We start from the raw sequence: 21,074 nt of genomic DNA, 5'->3' as shown, positions 1-21,074 counted from the left end.
ACAAATCTGTTTCACAGCGCCGGATGCTTGTCCCGTGCGGCATTGCGCAAGGCCGCGATTACACAGGGTTCCAGTCGGCCTTCTGCGATCAGGATGTCACGGTGCAACCCGTCAACCACATCCGTCAGCTGGCGTTTGTCATTCAGTTGCGCCTGATTGAACTCACGCTCCACCATGATGGCGCCACTGCCGTTCTTCAGTGTCACCAGACATTCGCCATGCCGACCTCGAGGGGTCAGCGTTACCTGATACGGGCTCAGAGCCTCACCGAGCAATAGACTGATACTTTCCATCTCGATCTCCACTCAAAAGTCCGAAAACCCAGTGCCTGGGGTGTGTCCACAGTAAATGACCACCGGCCCGAGAAGAAAGTTCTGCATGCCGGCATGCCTCTCCCGGAGCGTCACCGACCTGTCGGAGCATGCATGGAGAAGATGACAGAAAAATAACCGATGGTTTCAGGCGCTGACCGAACGTCGGGGATGTGACAGGTAAGTGTCGAGCAGATTGCGCATCAGCACCGCCGAGACCGGCGTGTGCAGCCTGCCCAGGAGGCGCATCCCGTCCTCCTCCAGCAATGGCTCCAGGTCGGCCAGTACGCTGGGAGCCACCACCCCCAGCAGAATCAGCGCCTGAGCCTCCTGTCGGGCAACCAGATGCCTGATGAGTGCCAGTCCCTCGCCGCTCCTGAGCTGCGGATTGCAAATAGCGATGTCGACGGCTCCCCGACGCTCCAGCGATCGCGTTGCCGCCCCCAGCGAGGGCGCGGTCAATACATCGTAGATGCCGATGGCGTTGAGCATCTGATGCAACGCCATCAACTGAAAGGGGTTGGGTTCGAGAAGCAGGATTCTGAGCGAGCGCATTGGACGACCTCTTGCACGACAATCGCGGCTTCTCGCCGCAGTGGCTTGTCACTCTAGGGCAGTCGTCCTAAGCCTCCCATCAGAAAAGTAGCCACGGTTTATAGGACATTTCCTTTCTTCACTGCAGACATCGACACCCGCTTTCAGACTGCCGCTGAGTGATATCCGTCCAGCCCCCCAGCAATCCACGCGAGTGCCCGTCGGCACCGTAAAAAGGCACTGTCCATTGATAGATATGCCGTGGGCCATTCTTGAACATCAGCTGACGCTTGCTGAAGCGCGTCCTGCGGGTACGCAGCTGCACCATGAATTCGTCATGCAGCATCAATGCAGTGGCTTGCGGAAGCACATCGAGCTCATACAACATTCGCCCCTGCACCTGTTCCAGACGCACACCAAGCGCCTCTTCATAACTGCGATTGCACATGACCAGGCGTCCCTGCAGATCGCGAACGAATACCGGGTCGGGCATGGCATCGATCAGTGCATGTTGAAAGGCCAGTTGATCGCCCAGTTTTTTCTCCACCTCACGCCTCTGCCTTATCTCTGCAGCGAGTCGGCGATTCCATAGCAGCGAAAGCAGCCCGATTATTCCAAGCAAGCCCATGCCCCAGCATCCCCACTTGAGCACGCGCGCTCCGAACGACGGTACCGGCGCAGGCGAGATGCCCTCCAGCCACTTCAGGCGCATGGCACGCAATTCGGCAGCCGAGAAGGCCCCCAGTGCCTTGTTCAGAATGCTCAGCAGCTCAGGCATGCCCTTGCGCACCGCCAGATGATCCGCTTCCCACTTGCCCTCCACCAGTCCTCCGACCTTGAGCAAACCTGAAGGAAACAACTGCGCACCGATTTCGTTTTCGATTGTCGCGAAAGCCTCGCCACTTTCTACCAGCGCCCTGGCTTCGGCGTAAGTCTTGACCGAACGTATCTCGATCGACGGGTAGTCCCGGCGGATGAACTCTTCCAGGGCGTGCCTGGCCGGCAGTACCAGAACCCGCTTTTGTATTTCCTCGAGCGACTGTACTGCCGCCCCGCCAGCATGTCCGACGAACACCCACCCCGCCCCGCCGAAGGCATGGCTGAAATCGAGGAATTGTCGACGTTCCTCGTTCATTGCCAGTGTCGTACTGATATCGGCGACGCCGCTTTCAAGTCGCTCCAGCATATGGTTGGTGGAGAACGACTCCTGGTGCACGAACTGCAAACCGGTCATGGCGCTGATGCGCTTGAGCACATCGTTGTTCAGGCCGCTCCACTGGCCGTGCTCGTCCTGAAACAGGTACAGCGGGTATTGCACCGAGGCGACAGTCACCCTGGGGTTGTCGCGAATCCACTGGCGCTCCTGGGCATCCAGTTCAATCGGCGGCACATCCAGCGTCTGCTCATCGGAACGTATGGACAGATGGGCCGCCTCGCTCCATTGCAAAAGTCCCGACATGCCCAATAAAAACAACCAGCACAGCGCCGGCTTCCATCCTGAATAAAACCGCATTGCCACATCCTTCGTCATCGACTCGCCCGTCCTTCGTGGGCGAAACACGCGCAGTGTGGCATGCAAAAACAAGAAAGCCCGTCAGGAGACGGGCTTCAAAATGTGACAGCTTTCAGGGCTTAAAGCGGCTTGCCGCGATTGCCATGCTGGCTGACAAAGGCTTGCACGGCTTTCAGCTCGTTTGCCAGAACGGTGCAACGCTCTTCTCTCTCAAACAAATCAGAAAGGTGTGCAGGCAGTTCGAGAGCTTTTCCTACGCCGGCTTTCTCCACCGCGTCCGGGAACTTGACCGGATGCGCCGTACCCAGGATCACCATCGGGATATCCAGGCTGCGACGGTATTCGCGAGCGGCTTTCACGCCGATGGCGGTGTGCGGATCCAGCACTTCACCGGTCTGCGCGTAGACTTCGGCGATGGTTTCGCAGGTTTGCGCATCGTCCACGGCCAGCGAGTCGAACAGTTTGCGGGCTTCGGTCCAGCGTTCCTGTTCGACGCTGAAACCGCCGCCCTGCTTGAACGAGTCCATCAGGCCGGCAATCGCCGCGCCGTTGCGACCGTGCAGATCAAACAGCAGGCGTTCGAAGTTCGACGAAACCATGATGTCCATCGACGGCGACAGCGTGGCGTGCAGGGTTTCCTTGACGTACTGGTTGCCGCTCATGAAGCGGTGCAGGATGTCGTTGCGGTTGGTGGCGACGATCAACTGGTTGATGGGCAGGCCCATGTTGCGCGCCAGGTAACCGGCGAAGATGTCGCCGAAGTTGCCGGTCGGCACCGAGAACGACACCGAACGTGCCGGGCCACCCAGTTGCAGCGCTGCGTGGAAGTAATAAACGATCTGGGCCATGATCCGCGCCCAGTTGATCGAGTTCACCGCCACCAGGCGCGTGCCCTTGAGGAAGCTCTGGTCGGCGAAGCTGGCCTTGACCATTTCCTGGCAGTCATCGAAGTTGCCTTCGATGGCAATGTTGTGGATGTTTTCACCGAGGATGGTGGTCATCTGCCGACGCTGCACTTCGGACACGCGGTTGTGCGGGTGCAGGATGAAAATGTCGACGTTTTCGCAGTGCTTGCAGCCTTCGATGGCGGCCGAGCCGGTGTCACCGGAGGTGGCGCCAACGATGACAACGCGCTCGCCGCGCTTTTCCAGCACGTAGTCGAGCAAGCGACCGAGCAGTTGCAGGGCGAAGTCCTTGAACGCCAGGGTCGGGCCGTGGAACAGCTCCAGCACCCATTCGTTGCCGTTCAGCTGACGCAGCGGCGCAACGGCGTTGTGGGCGAACACACCGTAGGTTTCTTCAAGGATCTTTTTGAAATCGGCGTCCGGAATGCTGCCGGTGACGAACGGGCGCATGACGCGAAATGCCAGCTCGTGGTACGGCAGGCCGGCCCAGGAAGCGATTTCTTCCTGGGTGAAACGTGGCAGGTTTTCCGGGACGTACAAACCGCCGTCGGTGGCGAGACCGGCCAGCAGGACATCTTCGAAATTCAGGGCCGGTGCCTGGCCGCGGGTACTGATGTAACGCATAGGGGCAAACCTTCGGTTTGAGCTTCAAGCTGCGAGCTACAAGCTTCGAGTAAAAGCCAGACTGCTTTTCTCTTGTCGCTTGCAGCTCGAAGCTTGCCGCTGTTTCTGTTTAGTTCAAGTGCTCGACACGGATCCGCACGACCGGACCGACCACGCCCGCCAGGGCTTCAAGGGCGGCGATCGCATCGTTGATGTGCTGTTCCAGCACGCGGTGGGTCAGCAGGATCATCGGCACCAGACCGTCGTGTTCCTCGACTTCCTTCTGCATGATCGACTCGATGTTGATGCCGCGCTCCGAGAGGATGCTCGCCACCTGAGCGAGTACGCCCGGATGGTCCTTGGCCTGGATGCGCAGGTAGTAGGCGCTTTCGCAGGCTTCGATCGGCAGGATCGGATGGGCCGACAGCGAGTCCGGCTGGAAGGCCAGATGTGGCACGCGGTTTTCCGGGTCGGAGGTCATGGCGCGAACCACGTCCACCAGGTCGGCGATCACCGACGACGCGGTTGGCTCCATGCCGGCGCCGGCGCCGTAGAACAGGGTCGAACCGGCAGCGTCACCGTTGACCATCACCGCGTTCATTACGCCGTTGACGTTGGCGATCAGGCGATCGGCCGGGATCAGCGTCGGGTGTACGCGCAGCTCGATACCGGCGGCGGTGCTGCGTGCCACGCCCAGGTGCTTGATGCGGTAGCCCAGTGCTTCGGCGTAGTTCACGTCGGCGGTGGTCAGCTTGGTGATGCCTTCGGTGTAGGCCTTGTCGAACTGCAGCGGAACACCGAACGCGATGGACGCCAGGATCGTCAGCTTGTGCGCGGCGTCGATGCCTTCGACGTCGAACGTCGGATCGGCTTCGGCGTAACCCAGCGCTTGCGCTTCGGCCAGCACGTCTTCGAAGGTGCGACCCTTCTCGCGCATTTCGGTGAGGATGAAGTTGCCGGTGCCGTTGATGATCCCGGCGACCCAGTTGATACGGTTGGCAGACAGGCCTTCACGGATCGCCTTGATGACCGGAATGCCGCCGGCTACCGCCGCTTCGAACGCCACGATCACGCCTTTCTCGCGGGCCTTGGCGAAAATTTCATTACCGTGAACGGCAATCAGAGCCTTGTTCGCGGTGACCACATGCTTGCCATTCTCGATGGCCTTGAGTACCAGCTCTCGGGCAACGGTGTAGCCGCCCATCAGCTCTATGACGATGTCGATCTCAGGGTTCGTGGCCACTTCGAAGACATCGTTGGTAATCGCAATACCGGTCGTCTGGAACTGAGGCTTTGGCGTGCGCATGGCAATTTGTGCCACTTCGATTCCACGCCCGGCACGACGAGCAATTTCCTCGGCGTTGCGCTGAAGTACGTTGAAGGTACCGCCACCGACGGTCCCTAACCCACAGATGCCTACTTTGACCGGTTTCACTGTGAACTCCCCATAAAACGGCCGACGCGAGGCCGGCCGTGAAAACAACCGCGCAATCGCGGCTCTCTATTGATGGCCCGGCCATGTTGCCGCCGGGCCACGCTCGTCACGCCTTGGCGCGACGATGCGAATTACTTCGCGCCCAGCGCCAGTTTGGCGACTTGTGGCGCAGGCTGGTAGCCCGGAATGACTTGTCCGTCAGCCAAAACGATGGCCGGCGTGCCGTTCACGCCGATCGACTGACCGAGGGCGAACTGCTTGGAAACCGGGTTCTCGCACTTGGCGGCCTTGATTTCCTTGCCATCGACCATTTTGTCCATGGCGGCTTTCTTGTCTTTCGAGCACCACACGGCTTGCAGTTGCTCGTCACCCGGCGAGCCCAGGCCCTGACGCGGGAACGCCACGTAGCGCACTTCGATGCCGCGCTTGTTCAGCTCAGGCACTTCGGCGTGCAGCTTGTGGCAGTAAGGGCACGTGGTGTCGGTGAACACGGTGATGTGCGACTTGGTCTCGCCCACGGCCGGGTAAACCACGGTTTCGGCGACCGGAATCCCGTTGATCAGTTTGGAAATGCCCAGGCGTTCGGTCTTCTCGGTCAGGTTGACCGGTTTGCCGTCCTTGAGCTGGAACATGTAGCCCTGAACGATGTACTGGCCGTCGGCGCTGGCGTAGAGCACGCGGCTGCCCTTGAGCTTGACTTCGTACAGGCCCGGCAGCGGGCTGGCGGTGATGGTGTCCACCGGAACGTCGAGCTGGAGGTTTTCCAGGCTCTGGCGGATGGCTTTGTCGGCCGCATCATCGGCGACGGCAAAGGTGCTGACCAACGCAATGGCTGCGGCGGCGAAAATCTGGGTCAGACGCATGTGAACTCCTGAAGGCGGACAAATGGAACGATCAGAACGCCCGTGCCGGAACACCGGGTCATAACCGTCCATCGTGCAAACCGGCAAAGCCTACCACATAAGGCTCCCGTGGCCGAATGCGCCTGTCGCAAGGCAGAAGACTCAGCCGCGAGGGTGATGCTTGGCATGCAGATCCTGCAACCGTGCACGGGCGACGTGCGTGTAGATCTGCGTGGTCGACAGGTCGCTGTGGCCCAACAGCATCTGCACCACGCGCAAATCGGCGCCATGGTTGAGCAAGTGCGTCGCGAAGGCGTGACGCAGCGTGTGCGGCGACAGCGATTTGCCGATCCCGGCGACCTTGGCCTGATGCTTGATGCGGTGCCAGAAGGTCTGGCGAGTCATCTGTTCGCCGCGCTGGCTGGGGAACAGCACATCACTGGGGCGCCCGCCCAGCAACTCGCCGCGACCGTCGCGCAGGTAGCGCTCGACCCAGACAATCGCTTCCTCGCCCATCGGCACCAGCCGCTCCTTGCTGCCCTTGCCCATCACCCGCAACACGCCCTGCCGCAGGTTGACCTGCTCCAGGGTCAGGCTGATCAGCTCGGTCACCCGCAGACCGCAGGCGTAAAGGACTTCGAGCATGGCACGGTCGCGCTGGCCGATGGCTTCGCTCAAGTCTGGCGCCTTCAGCAGCGCTTCCACGTCGGCTTCCGACAGGGATTTGGGCAACGGCCGACCGAGTTGCGGCATGTCGACACGCAAGGTCGGATCGACCGGGATCAGTTTTTCCCGCAGCAAATAGCGATAAAAGCCACGCACACCTGAGAGAAATCTCGCTGTGGAACGGGGTTTGTAATTCTGCTCCAGACGCCAGGCCAGGTGATCGAGGATCAACTCGCGCCCGGCATTGATCAGTTCGAGATTTTTCTCCTGCAGCCAGCCGTTGAACAGCGCGAGATCGCTGCGGTAGGCATCACGAGTGTTGTCGGACAGGCCTTTCTCCAGCCACAGGGCATCGAGGAATTGGTCAATCAGCGGGTGGTCGATGGCGGGCATGGGCACTCTGGGCGCGCCGGCACTGGCACGGCGCGCAAATAAACAGTGAACGGTTGAAAGGCTCGCTAGTCTTTCATAGCCCGCTATTTCAAGGAACAGGGAGCTTCAATGAACGAGCAGCAAATCCTCTTGGCCTTCGGCGGTATCGGTGCTGCCGCTCTGGGCTGTCAATGGCTGGCGTGGCGGCTGAAGTTGCCGGCGATTCTGTTTCTGCTGTTGACCGGCATTCTCGCCGGCCCCGTGTTGGGCTGGCTCGATCCGCAGGAAATGTTCGGCCCGCTGCTGATGCCGCTGGTGTCGCTGGCAGTGGCGCTGATCCTGTTCGAGGGCAGCCTGACCTTGCACCTGTCGGAGTGGCGCGAGATTGGCAGCGTGGTGCATCGGCTGGTGACCCTCGGCGCGCTTTCGACCTGGACAGTGATTGCGGTGGCGACCCACTGGCTGCTGGGTTTCGACTGGCTGCTCGCCATCCTGTTCGGCAGCCTGACCCTGGTGACCGGCCCGACCGTGATCGTACCGATGCTGCGCGTGGTACGACCGAAGGCTTCGATCGCCAACATCCTGCGCTGGGAAGGGATTGTGATCGACCCGATCGGCGCGCTGCTCGCGGTGGTGGTCTACAGCTTCATCATTGCCCGGACCGAAGGTCACGGCCTGGAACAGAGCCTGCTTACGTTCGGCGGGGTGATTGTCTGCGGCAGCGCGTTCGGCATCGCCGGTGGCTGGCTGCTCGGCACGATTATTCGGCGCCAATGGCTGCCAGAGTATTTGCACAATCTGGCATCGCTCGCCGCAGTGCTGGGGATATTCATCGCCGCCAACCAGACCATGCACGAATCCGGGCTGCTGGCGGTGACGCTGATGGGCATGTGGCTGGCGAACATGAAAGGCGTGGATGTACGGCACATCCTGCACTTCAAGGAAAACCTCAGCGTGCTGCTGATTTCCGGGTTGTTCATTCTGCTGGCGGCACGCCTGGACCTGAACGCGCTGATCGGTCTCGGGCCACTGGTGCTGATTTTGTTGCTGGTGATCCAGCTGATTGCCCGACCGCTGAACGTAGTCTTGAGTACCGCCGGTTCGAGCCTGAGTTGGCGTGAGCGTGCATTGTTGTGCTGGATCGCCCCGCGCGGGATCGTCGCGGCGGCAGTCTCGGCGATCTTTGCGATTCGCCTGGATGAAGCAGGCCATGAAGGCGCGCTGTTGCTGGTGCCGCTGACCTTCGCCGTGATCATCGGCACCGTCGTGCTGCAAAGTGCGACCGCCCGACCGCTGGCGCGCCTGTTGAAGGTGGCGGAACCGGCACCCAGCGGCTTCCTGATCGTTGGTGCAAACGGCCCGGCGCGCCTGCTCGGCAAGTCGCTGCAACAACTCGGCAGCCGGGTGTTGCTCACGGATTCAAGCTGGGAAAACATTCGGGCGGCGCGCATGGAGGGCTTGCCGGTCTACTTCGGTAATCCGGCCTCGCAGCACGCGGATGCGCATCTGGATCTGGTGGGGCTGGGACATTTGCTGGCGCTGTCACCGTCCGGCGAACTCAATACGCTGGCAGCCATGCGCTTTCGACATGACTTTGGTCATCAACGCCTGTTCGGACTGGCCAGCGGTCATGAAAGCCGGCGCAGCGACAAGCACCGCGCCAGCCTGGAGCATCGCGGCAATCAACTGGGGAGCGAAGCGCTGACTTACGCCAGGCTGGCCAGCCAGTTGGGCCAGGGCGCCGATCTGTACAGCACGACGCTGACGGACGGGTTTGGCTGGGACGATTACCGGGAGCTGCATGGCAACCGCGCGACTCTGCTGTTCATGCGCGATGACAGTGGCTGGGTGCATGTGGTGACGCCGGAGACCGTGCTGAAACCGGGGCCGGGGTGGACGTTGCTGGCGTTGATTCAGCCTGAGGTCAGCGGAGGAGCATAAATCCAATCGCGGGCTTGCCCGCGAATGCCGCGGCTCAGTGCCGGGTCAGGCCGCGAAACCTGGCAACACGGGCACTGGCCGCTTGTCATCATCAATGGCAACGAAGCTGAACTGCCCGTGAATGGCTTTCTCACGCCCGTCACAACTCATGCTTTCAACGAACACTTCCACCTCGACCTTGAGGCTGGTGTTGCCGACCTTGATCACCCGCCCGACCAGCTCGACGATGGAACCTGCCGGGATCGCATGGTTGAAATCGATCCGGTCGGTGGAGACCGTCACCAGCGGCAGACGGCAGAAACGCGTGGCAGTGATGAACGACACTTCATCCATCCAGGCCAGCGCGGTGCCGCCGAACAGGGTGTTGTGGTGATTGGTGGTCGGCGGGAAGACCGCCTTGGTCACGCGGGTCACCGAGAGTTCGGTGCGGCGTTCGATTTCTTGCTCGCGAGATGTCATGGATACGGCCTGAAGCAATAGTGCTGTGGATAAATTGCGGACAACAAAAAAGCAGCCCGTAGGCTGCTTTTTTCTGCATCGGAAGCTGGGCTTAAGCCAGTTTTTCCTTGATGCGAGCTGCTTTACCCGACAGGTCGCGCAGGTAGTACAGCTTGGCTTTACGTACGTCACCGCGACGTTTGACAGCCATGCTGTCGATCTGCGGGGAGTAGGTCTGGAAAGTACGTTCTACGCCAACACCGTTGGAGATTTTACGAACGGTGAACGCACTGTTCACGCCGCGGTTACGCTTGGCGATTACAACGCCTTCGAACGCTTGCAGACGGGAACGATCGCCTTCCTTCACTTTCACCTGAACGACAATGGTGTCGCCCGGGGCAAAGGCTGGGATCTCTTTGGTCATCTGCTCTGCTTCGAGTGCAAGGATGATTTTGTTGGTCATGCTGTGCTCCTAAGGTAAATCGTCGGATCTACCATCGATACGTTGTTAACTATCGTCCCGCTCGCGGATGTATTCCTCGAGCAGCTTCTTCTCTTCTCCAGAAAGCGAGCGGCTTTCCAGAAGATCGGCGCGTCGTTCATAGGTCCGACCAAGGGACTGCTGTAAACGCCAACGCCGGATGTGTGCGTGATTGCCACTTAGCAATACGTCGGGAACACGCTGATCCGCATACACCTCCGGTCGGGTGTAGTGCGGGCAATCCAGCAAACCATCCGTGAAGGAATCTTCCTCCGCGGAGTCCGCATGCCCTAAAGCTCCGGGCAGCAGTCGTGTAACCGCATCTATCAGGACCATCGCCGGCAGCTCGCCGCCAGACAGGACATAGTCCCCAATCGACCACTCTTCATCGACATGAGCCTCAATAAAGCGCTCGTCAATGCCTTCATAGCGACCGGCAATCAGGATCAATGCATCCGATTTCGCCAGTTCGCGTACCGCCGACTGAGTCAGTTGACGGCCTTGGGGGACAGGTAAATCACCTTCGCCGCCTCCCCGGCTGCTGCCTTGGCCTGAACCAGAGCATCTTCCAGGGGCTTGATCTTCATCACCATGCCCGGACCACCGCCAAACGGGCGATCGTCCACAGTGTGATGCCGATCCGTCGTGTAATCCCGCGGATTCCAACAGGTCAGCTGCAAGAGCCCCTGTTTGACCGCTCGACTGGTGATGCCGTAGTCGCCGATGGCGGAAAACATCTCGGGAAACAAACTGATCACTTCTACGCGCAAGTTAGCCACGCTTAGAAGTCCGCGTCCCAATCCACCTTCATCTCGCCCGCTGCGAGGTCGACTGCCAACACGCATTGCTCCGTATAGGGCAACAGGCGTTCGCGATCATCCAGGCTGCCAGCGCAAGGCTTGACTACCATTACATCATTGGCGCCGGTTTCCAGAAGATGATCGATTTTCCCGAGCAGTTGCCCAAGCGTATCAATGACCTTCAGACCTTCCAGCTGGTACCAGTAGTACTCACCTTCGGTCAATTCAGCGAACAGGCTGCGCGGCACGCAGATCTCGTAACCGGCCAGAAGACGAGCTTCTTCACGATCATCAAGACCCTTGAGCTTTGCGACCAGGAACTTGTCGCTCCCGCGTCCACTGACCAGCTCGACCTGTTTGACATTGCCTTCGCGCTTGAGCGTCCAGGTTTTGTACTGCAACAGGTTTTCAGTCGGATCAGTAAAGGAATAAACCTTCACTTCGCCGCGAACGCCGTGAACAGAATAAATTTTGCCAATAACGATCAAATCATCGGCAACAGCAGGCGTCGCGTTCATATTGCTCAGGCCGCAGCCTTAGCCGATTCCTTCAGCAACTGAGCAACACGCTCAGAAGGCTGTGCACCAACGCTCAGCCAGTAGGCTACGCGCTCTTGGTTCACGGACAGACGAACTTCCTGACCACGGGCAACAGGGTTGAAGAAACCAACCTGTTCTTTGTGGGAACCGTCACGCGGGTTGCGGGAGTCGGTTACGGTCAGGTGGTAAAACGGGCGCTTTTTGGAGCCGCCAAGGGCAAGACGGATTGTTAGCATGTGAACATCGTTCCTGTAGTCGGTGCTGCAAATCTAAATGCACAGCGGGCATGGGTGCCCGAAAGGCCGCATATTCTAAGGAATATCCGGACTTTTGCAAATGACTTTTTCCGGCGCCTATGGCATGCCGTGCTGATTTGCGGTAGAGCCGTCGATGAAAACGGCCAGTCAGCTCCCGCCGAATGCGGGTTTGCTGTGAATCCCGCTTCCTTGCGGGACTGCGCCGGTGCGACGACCGGCGAGTTCTTTTACAGTTTTGGCATGCCGCCGCCGGGCAGCATTCCGCCCATGCCGCGCATCATTTTCGCCATTCCGCCCTTGGCGGAGAATTTCTTCATCATCTTCTGCATCTGCTTGTGCTGCTTGATCAAGCGACCGATGTCCTGCACCTGGGTGCCGGAACCCATGGCGATCCGACGCTTGCGCGAACCGCTGATCAGCTCGGGGTCGCGGCGCTCGGCCGGGGTCATGGAGTTGATGATGGCTTCCATCTGCTTGAACTGCTTCTCTGCCGCGCTCTGGGCATTGCCCATCTGGGACAGGTTGACGCCACCGATGCTCGGCAGTTTGTCCATGAGGCCGCCGAGGCCGCCCATGTTCTTCATCTGTTGCAGCTGATCGCGGAAGTCTTCGAGGTCGAAGCCCTTGCCCTTCTTCAGCTTCTTGGCCAGTTTGTCGGCCTTGTCCTTGTCAAGGGTCGCTTCAGCCTGTTCGATCAGGCTGAGCACGTCGCCCATGCCGAGGATCCGCGAGGCGATACGCTCAGGGTGGAACGGGTCGAGGGCTTCGGTCTTCTCGCCCATACCGATGAACTTGATCGGCTTGCCGGTGATGGCACGAACGGACAGTGCGGCACCGCCACGGGCGTCACCGTCGACCTTGGTCAGGATCACGCCGGTCAGCGGCAGTGCATCGCCAAAGGCCTTGGCCGTGTTGGCGGCATCCTGACCGGTCATGGCGTCGACCACGAACAGGGTTTCGACCGGGTTGATCGCGGCGTGCAGCGCCTTGATCTCGCCCATCATCTCTTCGTCGATGTGCAGACGACCGGCGGTATCGACGATGACCACGTCGATGAATTTCAGTTTTGCTTCTTTAATAGCTGCGTTGGCGATGTCGACCGGTTTCTGGCTCAGGTCGGACGGGAAGAACGTCACGCCGATGTCGTTGGCCAGGGTTTCCAGCTGTTTGATCGCGGCAGGACGATAGATGTCCGCCGACACGACCATGACCGACTTCTTCTTGCGCTCTTTAAGGAAGCGCGCCAGCTTGCCGGCGGTGGTGGTTTTACCGGCACCCTGCAGACCGGCCATCAGGATGACGGCAGGCGGCACGGCGCTCAGGTTCAGGTCTTCGTTGGCCGCGCCCATCAGGCTTTCGAGCTCGGCCTGGACGATCTTCACGAACGCCTGGCCCGGCGTCAGGCTGCGCGACACCTCGGTGCCGACAGCGCGTTCCTTGACCGAATTGACGAAGTCCTTGACCACCGGCAGGGCGACATCGGCCTCGAGCAACGCCATGCGCACTTCACGCAGGGTATCTTTGATGTTGTCTTCGGTCAGTTTCGCCTTGCCGGTGACATGGCGCAGCGTCTGCGAGAGACGGTCGGTTAAGTTTTCAAACATTGCGCGATCCTTTCAGGCCCTGTGTAGACCGGGATAATGGCGGCCCGGACCGGAATCAACATGTACTCGGCGAGCCTGCGGCGTGGGCAGGTCGCGGATTATAGCGAAGACTGCGTCTGGCGGACACCTCGCTGTCAGCTTGCCGGTCTTTCGTGCGATGACCGTTCTATGCCAAACTCAGCGCCTTTCGGGCTTGCCTAACAGGATTTATGCTCCCCTTGTCACCGAGTTTGCTGACCACCCTCGCCGCCGCCCTTCTCTATGCCGCTGCGACCCTTTATCAGGGCACCCGCCTGGCCACTGGCGCCAAGGCCAACAAGCGCCTGCTGGTCACGCTCGGCGTGCTCGCCGTGCTGGCCCACAGTGCCAGCCTGCTGACCCACCTGCTCACGCCGATCGGTCTGGGCCTGGATTTCTTCAGCGCTTCGAGCCTGATTGCCGCAGCGGTCATCGCCCTGACCCTGCTGGCCTGCTCGCGGATCCCCGTGGAAAACCTGCTGGTCCTGCTGTTCCCGCTGGGTGCGATCACTGTGTTGCTGGCGCAGTTTGCGCCGACCGGCACCGTGCAGATCATCGACGAGGAGCCGGGCATCCTCGCGCACATCCTGTTGTCGATCCTTGCCTACGGCATGTTCACCATCGCGGTGTTCCAGGCCTTGTTGCTGCTGGTGCAGGATCACCAGCTCAAGAACAAGCACCCGTCCGGGCTGATCAAGAACTTCCCGCCGCTGCAAACCATGGAAAGCCTGCTGTTCGGCTTCCTCTGGGCCGGCTGGACGCTGCTGTCGCTGTCGCTGATTTCCGGCTGGCTGTTCGTCGAGAACCTGTTTGCCCAGCACTTGGTGCACAAGACCCTGCTCGCTTGCCTGGCCTGGGTCGTGTTCAGCGTGCTGTTGTGGGGTCGCAACCGCCTCGGCTGGCGCGGCCACAAAGCGATCCGCTGGACCCTCGCCGGTTTCTGCCTGCTGATGTTGGCGTATTTCGGCAGCAAACTGGTCCGTGAATACATCCTGCACATCTGACGGGCGGCATAAATGGACGGTTTGCCCATAGGGCCGATGCTCGCGGTATTTGTCCTGCTGATTCTCTGGTCGGGGCTGTTTACCGCCATCGAAGTGGCGCAGCAGCATCTGCTGGCACAACGCACCGCGTCGCGTGCCAGTGACAAGCCACTGGCAAAACTCAGCTTCCCGCTCGACAGCCTGATCCTGTGCAACACCCTGTGCCGCGCCCTCGCCGTGGTGCTTGCCACGCTACTGGCGATTTTCCTCTGCGAAGAAAACGGTCCCTGGGCAGCCACTCTGGGTGCCGGCGCCATCTTGCTGGTGTTTGCCGACTATTTCCCGCGCACCCTCGCCCAGCGTTATCCGGACGCCGTGCTGTCATTCGGCAACACGTTGCTGGCAGTGCCGCTGAAAGTGATCTATCCGCTCGCATGGCTGCTGAGCGGCATCAGTGGTTTGCTGTTGCGTCCGCTGGCGCGCAAACCTCAGGTCGTGCAGCAGAGCGAAGACGACATCCCCGCGGAGCGCCATGACAACCCGGAACACCCGTCACGCACGCACCCGGTTTCCGGTATCCACGCGCTGGACAACATCACGGTCAACGACATCCTGGTGCCTCGCAGTGACGTTGACGGCATCAATCTCGACGACCCGATCGAAGAGATCATCGAACAATTGCGCCACAACAAGCGCACCCGCCTACCGGTCTTCCACAGTGACATCAACCAGGTCGAGGCGGTCCTCAACACTCGGCAGGTCCGTCATCTGCTGGATGATCACAGCCTGACGCGCGAAGCCCTGCTGGCCGCCAGTTACGAGCCGTACTTCGTCCCGGAAAGCACACCGCTGCAATTACAACTGCTGAACTTCCACAAGCAGCAGCGGCGTCTGGGCATGGTGGTGGACGAGTACGGCGAAGTGCTGGGGATCGTCACCCTGGAAGACATTCTCGAAGAAATCGTCGGCGAATTCGAAAGCGAGCACAGCCTCGATAACCCGCACATCCATCCGCAGGCCGACGGGCGCATGGTGATCGACGGCGCGGCCTCGATCCGCGAGTTGAACAAATGTCTGGGCTGGCACCTGCCCAGCGACGGCCCGCGAACCCTGAATGGCCTGGTGACCGAAGCGCTGGAAACCATTCCGGAAAGCGCGGTTTGCCTGAAGATCGGGCGCTATCGCCTGGAGATCCTCGAAACCGAGGAAAACCGCGTGAGCAAAGTGCTCATCTGGCACACCAGCTCGGTACCGGCGCTCGCCCCTGTCCGCTAGCTTGCCCCTTGTTCAATCGTTAGCCACCTTCCTATAATCGCGGTGCTTACCCAAGCCCCGCCGAACCCCGTGCTTACCCCGCACCCGACAGGTTCCGGCCGGTTCATCGCCGCTTTCCGCATCACACCGACGACTGTTCCTACCTGAAACAGCGCTCGCGCCCTATCCCCCATCCCCGGGTAGTCGACCATAATAATTCGCTCCAACGGAGCTCATGACTGTCAGGGATCACCGCATGACGACCAGCACAGCTTACAGCGACACCACGCCGGCCCAACCGGCCAACTCCGCCACCCGGGTGGCCACCGCGAGCTTCATCGGCACGGCCATCGAGTTCTACGACTTCTACGTCTATGCCACCGCCGCCGCACTGGTGATCGGGCCGGTATTCTTTCCGCAGACCTCCGGCACGGCGCAGATGCTATCGGCATTCCTCACCTTCGGTATCGCCTTCCTGGCCCGCCCGCTGGGTTCGGCGCTGTTCGGCCATTTCGGCGACCGGATCGGGCGCAAGTCCACGCTGGTGGCTTCGTTGCTGCTGATGGGTGTCTGCACCACGCTGATCGGCGTGCTGCCGGGTTACGACAGCATTGGAGCGTGGGCGCCGATCCTGTTGTGTGTGCTGCGCTTCGGTCAGGGTCTCGGACTGGGCGGTGAATGGGGTGGCGCGGCATTGTTGGCCACCGAGAACGCACCGAAAGGCAAACGAGCCTGGTTCGGCATGTTCCCGCAGTTGGGCCCTTCGATCGGTTTTCTGGCGGCCAACGGCCTGTTTCTGACCCTGGCCATGACGCTCAATGACGAACAGTTCCGCAGTTGGGGCTGGCGGATTCCGTTCCTGCTCAGTGCGGTACTGGTGATGGTCGGGCTGTACGTGCGCCTCAAACTCCACGAAACGCCAGTGTTCGCCAACGCCATCGCCCGTCAGGAGCGGGTGAAAGTGCCGCTGGTCGAGCTGTTCAGCCAATACTGGGCGCCAACGTTGCTGGGGGCCGCCGCCATGGTCGTCTGCTACGCGCTGTTCTACATCTCTACGGTGTTTTCCCTGAGCTACGGCGTGTCGACGCTGGGCTACAGCCGCGAGACATTCCTCGGACTGCTGTGCTTCGCCGTGTTGTTCATGGCAGCCGCGACACCGTTGTCGGCCTGGGCCAGTGATCGTTATGGACGTAAGCCGGTGCTGATCGTCGGCGGTGTGCTGGCGATTCTTTCCGGATTTCTGATGGAACCGTTGCTGACTCAGGGCTCGACCTGGGGCGTGGCGCTGTTCCTGTGCATCGAGCTGTTCCTGATGGGCGTGACGTTCGCCCCGATGGGCGCGCTGCTGCCAGAACTGTTTCCGACACACGTGCGGTATACCGGCGCATCGGCGGCCTACAACCTCGGCGGGATTGTCGGGGCCTCGGCGGCGCCGTTCTTCGCGCAGAAACTGGTGGCGATGGGTGGTTTGAATTACGTCGGCGGGTATGTGTCGGGGGCGGCGGTGCTCAGCCTGATCGCTGTGCTGTGCCTGAAGGAAACGCGCCATAACGACCTGAATCAGGTGTCGTAAGCGCAATGATCGCTCCCGCACGGGCGGGAGCGATCAGACAGCGAATTTACAGCTCTACAACGACAGCCTGAGAGGCACGGGTCGCTTTGGCACGAGCGGCCTCGATCGACTCGTCACGCGCCAGTGCCACGCCCATGCGGCGCTGGCCGTTGACTTCAGGCTTGCCGAACAGGCGCAGCGCGGTATCCGGCTCGCTCAGTGCAGCGCCGAGGTTGGCGAATGCGGTCTGGGTCGACTGACCTTCCACCAGAATCACTGCCGAAGCCGATGGGCCAAACTGACGGATCAGCGGCACCGGCAAGCCAAGGATTGCCCGGGCGTGCAGAGCGAACTGCGACAGGTCCTGGGAAATCAGGGTCACCAGACCGGTGTCGTGCGGACGCGGCGAGACTTCGCTGAACCACACCTGATCGCCCTTGATGAACAGTTCGACGCCGAACAGGCCACGGCCACCCAACGCCTCGGTCACGGCTTTGGCAACGCGCTCGGACTCAGCCAGAGCAATCGGGCTCATGGCTTGTGGCTGCCAGGATTCCTGATAGTCGCCCTTTTCCTGACGGTGGCCGACCGGTGCACAGAACGTGGTGCCGCCGACATGACGCACGGTCAGCAGGGTGATTTCGTAGTCGAAATCGATGAAGCCTTCGATGATCACCCGGCCTTTGCCGGCGCGACCGCCTTCTTGTGCGTAATCCCAGGCTTTCTGCACGTCATCGCCGCTGCGCAGCAGGCTCTGGCCCTTGCCAGACGAGCTCATCACCGGTTTGACGACGCAAGGGAAACCCAGATCCTCAACGGCTTTGCTGTAGTCCTCGAAGGTGTCGGCGAAGTGGTACGGCGAAGTCGGCAGATCCAGCTCTTCGGCGGCCAGACGACGGATGCCTTCGCGGTTCATGGTCAGTTGCGCGGCGCGCGCGGTCGGGATCACGGTGAAGCCTTCGGCTTCCAGCTCGACCAGGGTGGCGGTGGCGATGGCTTCGATTTCCGGCACGATGAAGTGCGGCTTCTCGGCTTCGATCACTGCACGCAGGGCGGCGCCGTCGAGCATGTTGATCACGTGGCTGCGATGGGCAACCTGCATGGCCGGCGCATTGGCGTAACGGTCAACGGCGATCACTTCAACGCCCAGGCGCTGCAGCTCGATCACCACTTCCTTGCCCAACTCACCACAGCCACACAGCAATACGCGGGTCGCGGTCGGCGACAATGGAGTTCCGATACGGGTCATCTCAGGTCCTCAAAGAAGCGGATCATCGAGGAAAGCAACGCCAGACGCGCTTTCCATGGGGAGAAAGCGCGGCATTTTACATGAACCTGAGGGTTTGGCTTCAGCCGGCGACAGCCTGTTTACGTTCGCGCCAGGCCATGATCAGCCAGACGGCGGTGACACCGGCGAACTTCGAGGCCAGGGCGGTGATGATCACCGGCGGCGTCAGCAGGTCGATCATGCCAAAGAAGATGAAGGTATCGAGGGGAATGCTCAGCGCCGAGCTGATCCACAACCGGTCGCGCAGCGGACGCTTGGTGATGGTGAACACCAGCCAGTCGATGCACTCGGACACCGCAAACGCCGTGGCACTCGCCAGTGCAATCGATGGATCGGAGGTGACATAGGACAGCACCAGCGCCGCCAGCATCGCCACAATCGCGCCATGGCCGAAACGGATCTGCACCATGTCGCGCAGCACGAACACCAGCCCGCCCCAGGCCGACCAGATGATGTCCAGGTGCGGCGCTGTGGAGAAGGCGAAGTTGATCAGCACGACGCTGCTGATGTAAGCGATGAGGAAGAGCATGGGCGTGACCTGTCAATTTGGCGCACAGGTTACTTGAGGAGGAGAGTCCGGCCAAGTCGGGGAGCAAATTGTATACACCCAACGCCAGGCCAGTATCAGCGCTTGCCAGGGATCATCCAAATCAATCCACTCGCCTTCGCCCGCTCATGACACAACCCCAGCACCACTCGCCGCTCGTCGTTGGTCATCCGGCTCCAGCGGGTGATTTCCTCGACCGTGCGCTGGCAACCGGTGCAAATGTCATCCTCGTCCAGCGCGCAAATGCTCACGCACGGCGAGGCGACAGGTCTTTCCGGGGTTGTCATTCTTCCTGCTCGACCAGATCGCGCGCATAGCGCTGGGAGTTATGCACATAGTGCGCGGCGCTGGCTTCGAGCATCTTCTTCTGCGGCTCGGTCAGTTCACGCACGACCTTGCCCGGCGAGCCCATCACCAGCGAACCATCGGGAATCTCCTTGCCTTCACCGATCAGCGAATTGGCGCCAATGATGCAGTTCTTGCCGATCTTCGCGCCATTGAGGATGACGGCGTTGATGCCGATCAGGCTGTAGTCGCCAACCGTGCAGCCGTGGAGCATCGCGTTGTGGCCGATGGTCACGCCGGTACCGATGGTCAGCGGAAAGCCCATGTCGGTGTGCATCACCGTGCCATCCTGCACGTTGCTGTTCTTGCCGATCAGGATCAGTTCGTTGTCGCCGCGCAACACGGCGTTGAACCAGACGTTGGCGCCCTCTTCCAGCTTGACCTTGCCCACCAGCACGGCGTTGGGGGCGACCCAGCTCTGCGGATGGGTTTCGACGCGGGCGTCGCCCAGGCGATATTTCATCTTGTTTTCCTCAGGGCTCACGATGGCTGACCATTCGAACGATGGCTTCAGGTATTGATAAAGCTTTTAGGCGGTCGATGCAGGCTGATTCTGGCGTCATAGAGCAGGTTGATCAACTCGACGATCATGATCGCCGTCAGCCCCCAGATCTTGTATTCGCCGTAACGATAGCTCGGCACGTACCAACTGCGACCCTGATAGTCGATGCGGTGGGTGTGTTCGCGCGGGTCCTTGCGGAAGAATTCCAGGGCACGCTGAACACCGCAGCGATCTCGGCATCATTGGCCTGGTATTCGACGAAATCGGGAATCACCCCGACATACGGCGTGACCTTGATGCCATGCAGGGAAATCAGCGGGCTGAGCGGACCGATCACTTCGACCAGGCCGGGCGGCAGGCCGATTTCCTCTTCGGCTTCACGCAGGGCGGTGAAGATCAGGTCCGGGTCTTCCGGGTCGCGCCTGCCACCGGGAAAGGCGACTTCGCCACCGTGGGTCGAGAGCCCGCTGGCGCGCAGGGTGAGGACAAGCTCGGGGTCGTCACTGCGAGTAATCGGCACCAGGACGGCGGCCTCGGGGAAACGCGTGTCGGTCTCCAGCGTGCGCGGCGTGTGATTGCTTACCCGGTGCAGTAGCTCGTCCAGCATAAGTGTTCTCGATCTGTGCCTTGCCCTGCATCATGCACCAATCAATGCGACCGCCCAAGCCCTGAACAGGGGTCATGTCGCGAAACGACAACTTGCCGACTGACACCGCTGCACGCCAAGATAGGCGCAGCATTCAGGAACCCCAGCATGAAATTTTGCAGCCAGTGCGGCAACCCGGTGACCCAGCGCATTCCCGAAGGCGACTCGCGGCTGCGATTTGTCTGCGACAGCTGTCAGACCATTCACTACCAGAACCCCAATATCGTGGCCGGCTGTGTAGCGACCTGGGGCAGCAAAGTCCTGCTCTGCCGCCGCGCCATCGAGCCGCGCCTCGGTTACTGGACGCTGCCCGCCGGCTTCATGGAGAACGGCGAGACCATCGAACAGGCTGCCATCCGCGAAACCGCCGAAGAAGCCTGCGCCCGGGTGCGCAACCTGAGCATCTACACGCTGATCGACGTGCCGCACATCAGTCAGGTGCATGTGTTCTTTCGCGCCGAGCTCGCAGACCTGGACTTTTCCGCCGGCCCCGAAAGCCTCGAAGTACAACTGTTCGACGAAGCTGACATTCCGTGGGACGAGCTGGCTTTCCGCACGGTGGGGCGTACCTTAGAATGCTTCTTCGCTGACCGCCGCGCCGAGACTTACCCGGTGCGCTCGGAATCGATTCCGCCGCTGGCTCAGCCTGCCATCACCTGAAAACATCTATAAATAAAGTATCTGCATCACTTCCTGGG

At 60.7% G+C, this 21,074-nt stretch carries 21 protein-coding genes and 2 pseudogenes; 5 read left to right on the top strand and 18 right to left on the bottom strand.

Annotation, left to right across the window (positions count from 1 at the left end; all coding sequences use genetic code 11):
* Positions 1-11: 11 nt before the first annotated feature.
* The 7 genes from R1A29_RS04735 to xerD all read right to left on the bottom strand — a co-directional run bounded on the left by R1A29_RS04735 (position 12) and on the right by xerD (position 7,202).
* The gene (locus R1A29_RS04735) at positions 12-293 is read right to left on the bottom strand and encodes a DUF3509 domain-containing protein (protein WP_438300792.1); all 282 of its coding nucleotides are present in this window, start codon (positions 291-293) and stop codon (positions 12-14) included.
* A 165-nt stretch (positions 294-458) separates the two neighbouring features.
* Positions 459-866, bottom strand: a complete 408-nt coding sequence (locus R1A29_RS04730) for a response regulator (protein WP_438300791.1) — start codon at positions 864-866, stop codon at positions 459-461.
* A gap of 118 nt (positions 867-984) precedes the next feature.
* The gene (locus tag R1A29_RS04725) at positions 985-2,358 is read right to left on the bottom strand and encodes a transporter substrate-binding domain-containing protein (protein WP_438302009.1); all 1,374 of its coding nucleotides are present in this window, start codon (positions 2,356-2,358) and stop codon (positions 985-987) included.
* A 119-nt stretch (positions 2,359-2,477) separates the two neighbouring features.
* Positions 2,478-3,887, bottom strand: coding sequence for a threonine synthase (thrC, locus tag R1A29_RS04720; RefSeq protein WP_438300790.1), 1,410 nt, complete (start codon positions 3,885-3,887; stop codon positions 2,478-2,480).
* 109 nt (positions 3,888-3,996) lie between these two features.
* Positions 3,997-5,301 (bottom strand): homoserine dehydrogenase, encoded by a 1,305-nt coding sequence (locus R1A29_RS04715; protein WP_011332618.1) that lies wholly within the window; start codon positions 5,299-5,301, stop codon positions 3,997-3,999.
* 131 nt (positions 5,302-5,432) lie between these two features.
* Positions 5,433-6,164: a bifunctional protein-disulfide isomerase/oxidoreductase DsbC gene (gene dsbC / locus R1A29_RS04710; RefSeq protein WP_085711641.1), complete on the bottom strand. Its 732-nt coding sequence runs from the start codon at positions 6,162-6,164 to the stop codon at positions 5,433-5,435.
* Between the two features lie 141 nt (positions 6,165-6,305).
* Positions 6,306-7,202, bottom strand: a complete 897-nt coding sequence (xerD, locus tag R1A29_RS04705) for a site-specific tyrosine recombinase XerD (RefSeq protein ID WP_438300789.1) — start codon at positions 7,200-7,202, stop codon at positions 6,306-6,308.
* Positions 7,203-7,310: 108 nt separating this feature from the next.
* Here xerD and R1A29_RS04700 point away from each other — a divergent pair, with 108 nt between their 5' ends.
* Entirely contained in the window at positions 7,311-9,122 is a 1,812-nt protein-coding gene (locus tag R1A29_RS04700) for a cation:proton antiporter (protein WP_438300788.1), read from the top strand.
* A 45-nt stretch (positions 9,123-9,167) separates the two neighbouring features.
* Here the strand turns inward: R1A29_RS04700 and R1A29_RS04695 are convergent, their stop codons facing one another.
* The 6 genes and pseudogenes from R1A29_RS04695 to ffh form a co-directional block, all read right to left on the bottom strand.
* Positions 9,168-9,581 carry an acyl-CoA thioesterase gene (locus R1A29_RS04695; protein WP_114881518.1) on the bottom strand — a complete coding sequence of 138 codons (414 nt, stop codon included), beginning with the start codon at positions 9,579-9,581 and terminating at the stop codon, positions 9,168-9,170.
* A 91-nt stretch (positions 9,582-9,672) separates the two neighbouring features.
* Entirely contained in the window at positions 9,673-10,023 is a 351-nt protein-coding gene (rplS, locus tag R1A29_RS04690; RefSeq protein ID WP_009047143.1) for a 50S ribosomal protein L19, read from the bottom strand.
* 45 nt (positions 10,024-10,068) lie between these two features.
* Positions 10,069-10,778: pseudogene (gene trmD / locus R1A29_RS04685) on the bottom strand (tRNA (guanosine(37)-N1)-methyltransferase TrmD).
* A gap of 44 nt (positions 10,779-10,822) precedes the next feature.
* A complete protein-coding gene (gene rimM / locus R1A29_RS04680; RefSeq protein WP_085711646.1) occupies positions 10,823-11,359 on the bottom strand; it encodes a ribosome maturation factor RimM in 537 nt (178 codons plus the stop codon).
* 5 nt (positions 11,360-11,364) lie between these two features.
* Positions 11,365-11,616 (bottom strand): 30S ribosomal protein S16, encoded by a 252-nt coding sequence (gene rpsP, locus R1A29_RS04675; RefSeq protein ID WP_003198088.1) that lies wholly within the window; start codon positions 11,614-11,616, stop codon positions 11,365-11,367.
* 248 nt (positions 11,617-11,864) lie between these two features.
* Positions 11,865-13,241, bottom strand: coding sequence for a signal recognition particle protein (gene ffh, locus R1A29_RS04670; protein ID WP_085711647.1), 1,377 nt, complete (start codon positions 13,239-13,241; stop codon positions 11,865-11,867).
* Between the two features lie 209 nt (positions 13,242-13,450).
* Between ffh and R1A29_RS04665 the strand changes: the two genes are divergently transcribed.
* The 3 genes from R1A29_RS04665 (at position 13,451) to R1A29_RS04655 (ending at position 17,069) form a co-directional block, all read left to right on the top strand.
* The gene (locus tag R1A29_RS04665; protein WP_096819244.1) at positions 13,451-14,263 is read left to right on the top strand and encodes a cytochrome C assembly family protein; all 813 of its coding nucleotides are present in this window, start codon (positions 13,451-13,453) and stop codon (positions 14,261-14,263) included.
* Between the two features lie 12 nt (positions 14,264-14,275).
* Positions 14,276-15,517: a transporter associated domain-containing protein gene (locus R1A29_RS04660; protein WP_438300787.1), complete on the top strand. Its 1,242-nt coding sequence runs from the start codon at positions 14,276-14,278 to the stop codon at positions 15,515-15,517.
* A 235-nt stretch (positions 15,518-15,752) separates the two neighbouring features.
* A complete protein-coding gene (locus R1A29_RS04655) occupies positions 15,753-17,069 on the top strand; it encodes an MFS transporter (RefSeq protein ID WP_438300786.1) in 1,317 nt (438 codons plus the stop codon).
* 46 nt (positions 17,070-17,115) lie between these two features.
* Here the strand turns inward: R1A29_RS04655 and purT are convergent, their stop codons facing one another.
* The 5 genes and pseudogenes from purT to R1A29_RS04630 form a co-directional block, all read right to left on the bottom strand.
* On the bottom strand, positions 17,116-18,297 hold the full coding sequence (purT, locus tag R1A29_RS04650) for a formate-dependent phosphoribosylglycinamide formyltransferase (RefSeq protein ID WP_438300785.1): 1,182 nt from the start codon (positions 18,295-18,297) through the stop codon (positions 17,116-17,118).
* A gap of 100 nt (positions 18,298-18,397) precedes the next feature.
* Positions 18,398-18,865, bottom strand: a complete 468-nt coding sequence (locus R1A29_RS04645) for a preQ0 transporter (RefSeq protein WP_438300784.1) — start codon at positions 18,863-18,865, stop codon at positions 18,398-18,400.
* A gap of 95 nt (positions 18,866-18,960) precedes the next feature.
* Positions 18,961-19,170, bottom strand: a complete 210-nt coding sequence (locus R1A29_RS04640) for a DUF1289 domain-containing protein (RefSeq protein WP_438300783.1) — start codon at positions 19,168-19,170, stop codon at positions 18,961-18,963.
* Positions 19,167-19,691, bottom strand: a complete 525-nt coding sequence (locus tag R1A29_RS04635) for a gamma carbonic anhydrase family protein (RefSeq protein WP_034154816.1) — start codon at positions 19,689-19,691, stop codon at positions 19,167-19,169. The genes R1A29_RS04640 and R1A29_RS04635 overlap by 4 nt, the downstream gene beginning before the upstream one ends.
* A gap of 47 nt (positions 19,692-19,738) precedes the next feature.
* A pseudogene (locus R1A29_RS04630) lies at positions 19,739-20,337 on the bottom strand (CoA pyrophosphatase).
* A gap of 147 nt (positions 20,338-20,484) precedes the next feature.
* Here R1A29_RS04630 and R1A29_RS04625 point away from each other — a divergent pair.
* Positions 20,485-21,036: an NUDIX hydrolase gene (locus tag R1A29_RS04625; protein WP_438300782.1), complete on the top strand. Its 552-nt coding sequence runs from the start codon at positions 20,485-20,487 to the stop codon at positions 21,034-21,036.
* Positions 21,037-21,074: the final 38 nt, after the last annotated feature.

Source organism: Pseudomonas sp. NMS19W (assembly GCF_051554255.1).
Lineage (GTDB): Bacteria > Pseudomonadota > Gammaproteobacteria > Pseudomonadales > Pseudomonadaceae > Aquipseudomonas > Aquipseudomonas kribbensis.
This window is presented reverse-complemented; position numbering and strand designations above follow the sequence as displayed.

Coding starts and splice junctions, on each gene's coding strand:
- R1A29_RS04735 (WP_438300792.1), bottom strand. CDS start 293: ATGGAAAGTATCAGTCTATTGCTCGGTGAGGCTCTGAGCCCGTATCAG.
- R1A29_RS04730 (WP_438300791.1), bottom strand. CDS start 866: ATGCGCTCGCTCAGAATCCTGCTTCTCGAACCCAACCCCTTTCAGTTG.
- R1A29_RS04725 (WP_438302009.1), bottom strand. CDS start 2,358: ATGCGGTTTTATTCAGGATGGAAGCCGGCGCTGTGCTGGTTGTTTTTA.
- thrC (WP_438300790.1), bottom strand. CDS start 3,887: ATGCGTTACATCAGTACCCGCGGCCAGGCACCGGCCCTGAATTTCGAA.
- dsbC (WP_085711641.1), bottom strand. CDS start 6,164: ATGCGTCTGACCCAGATTTTCGCCGCCGCAGCCATTGCGTTGGTCAGC.
- xerD (WP_438300789.1), bottom strand. CDS start 7,202: ATGCCCGCCATCGACCACCCGCTGATTGACCAATTCCTCGATGCCCTG.
- R1A29_RS04700 (WP_438300788.1), top strand. CDS start 7,311: ATGAACGAGCAGCAAATCCTCTTGGCCTTCGGCGGTATCGGTGCTGCC.
- R1A29_RS04695 (WP_114881518.1), bottom strand. CDS start 9,581: ATGACATCTCGCGAGCAAGAAATCGAACGCCGCACCGAACTCTCGGTG.
- rplS (WP_009047143.1), bottom strand. CDS start 10,023: ATGACCAACAAAATCATCCTTGCACTCGAAGCAGAGCAGATGACCAAA.
- rimM (WP_085711646.1), bottom strand. CDS start 11,359: ATGAACGCGACGCCTGCTGTTGCCGATGATTTGATCGTTATTGGCAAA.
- rpsP (WP_003198088.1), bottom strand. CDS start 11,616: ATGCTAACAATCCGTCTTGCCCTTGGCGGCTCCAAAAAGCGCCCGTTT.
- ffh (WP_085711647.1), bottom strand. CDS start 13,241: ATGTTTGAAAACTTAACCGACCGTCTCTCGCAGACGCTGCGCCATGTC.
- R1A29_RS04665 (WP_096819244.1), top strand. CDS start 13,451: ATGCTCCCCTTGTCACCGAGTTTGCTGACCACCCTCGCCGCCGCCCTT.
- R1A29_RS04660 (WP_438300787.1), top strand. CDS start 14,276: ATGGACGGTTTGCCCATAGGGCCGATGCTCGCGGTATTTGTCCTGCTG.
- R1A29_RS04655 (WP_438300786.1), top strand. CDS start 15,753: ATGACGACCAGCACAGCTTACAGCGACACCACGCCGGCCCAACCGGCC.
- purT (WP_438300785.1), bottom strand. CDS start 18,297: ATGACCCGTATCGGAACTCCATTGTCGCCGACCGCGACCCGCGTATTG.
- R1A29_RS04645 (WP_438300784.1), bottom strand. CDS start 18,865: ATGCTCTTCCTCATCGCTTACATCAGCAGCGTCGTGCTGATCAACTTC.
- R1A29_RS04640 (WP_438300783.1), bottom strand. CDS start 19,170: ATGACAACCCCGGAAAGACCTGTCGCCTCGCCGTGCGTGAGCATTTGC.
- R1A29_RS04635 (WP_034154816.1), bottom strand. CDS start 19,691: ATGAAATATCGCCTGGGCGACGCCCGCGTCGAAACCCATCCGCAGAGC.
- R1A29_RS04625 (WP_438300782.1), top strand. CDS start 20,485: ATGAAATTTTGCAGCCAGTGCGGCAACCCGGTGACCCAGCGCATTCCC.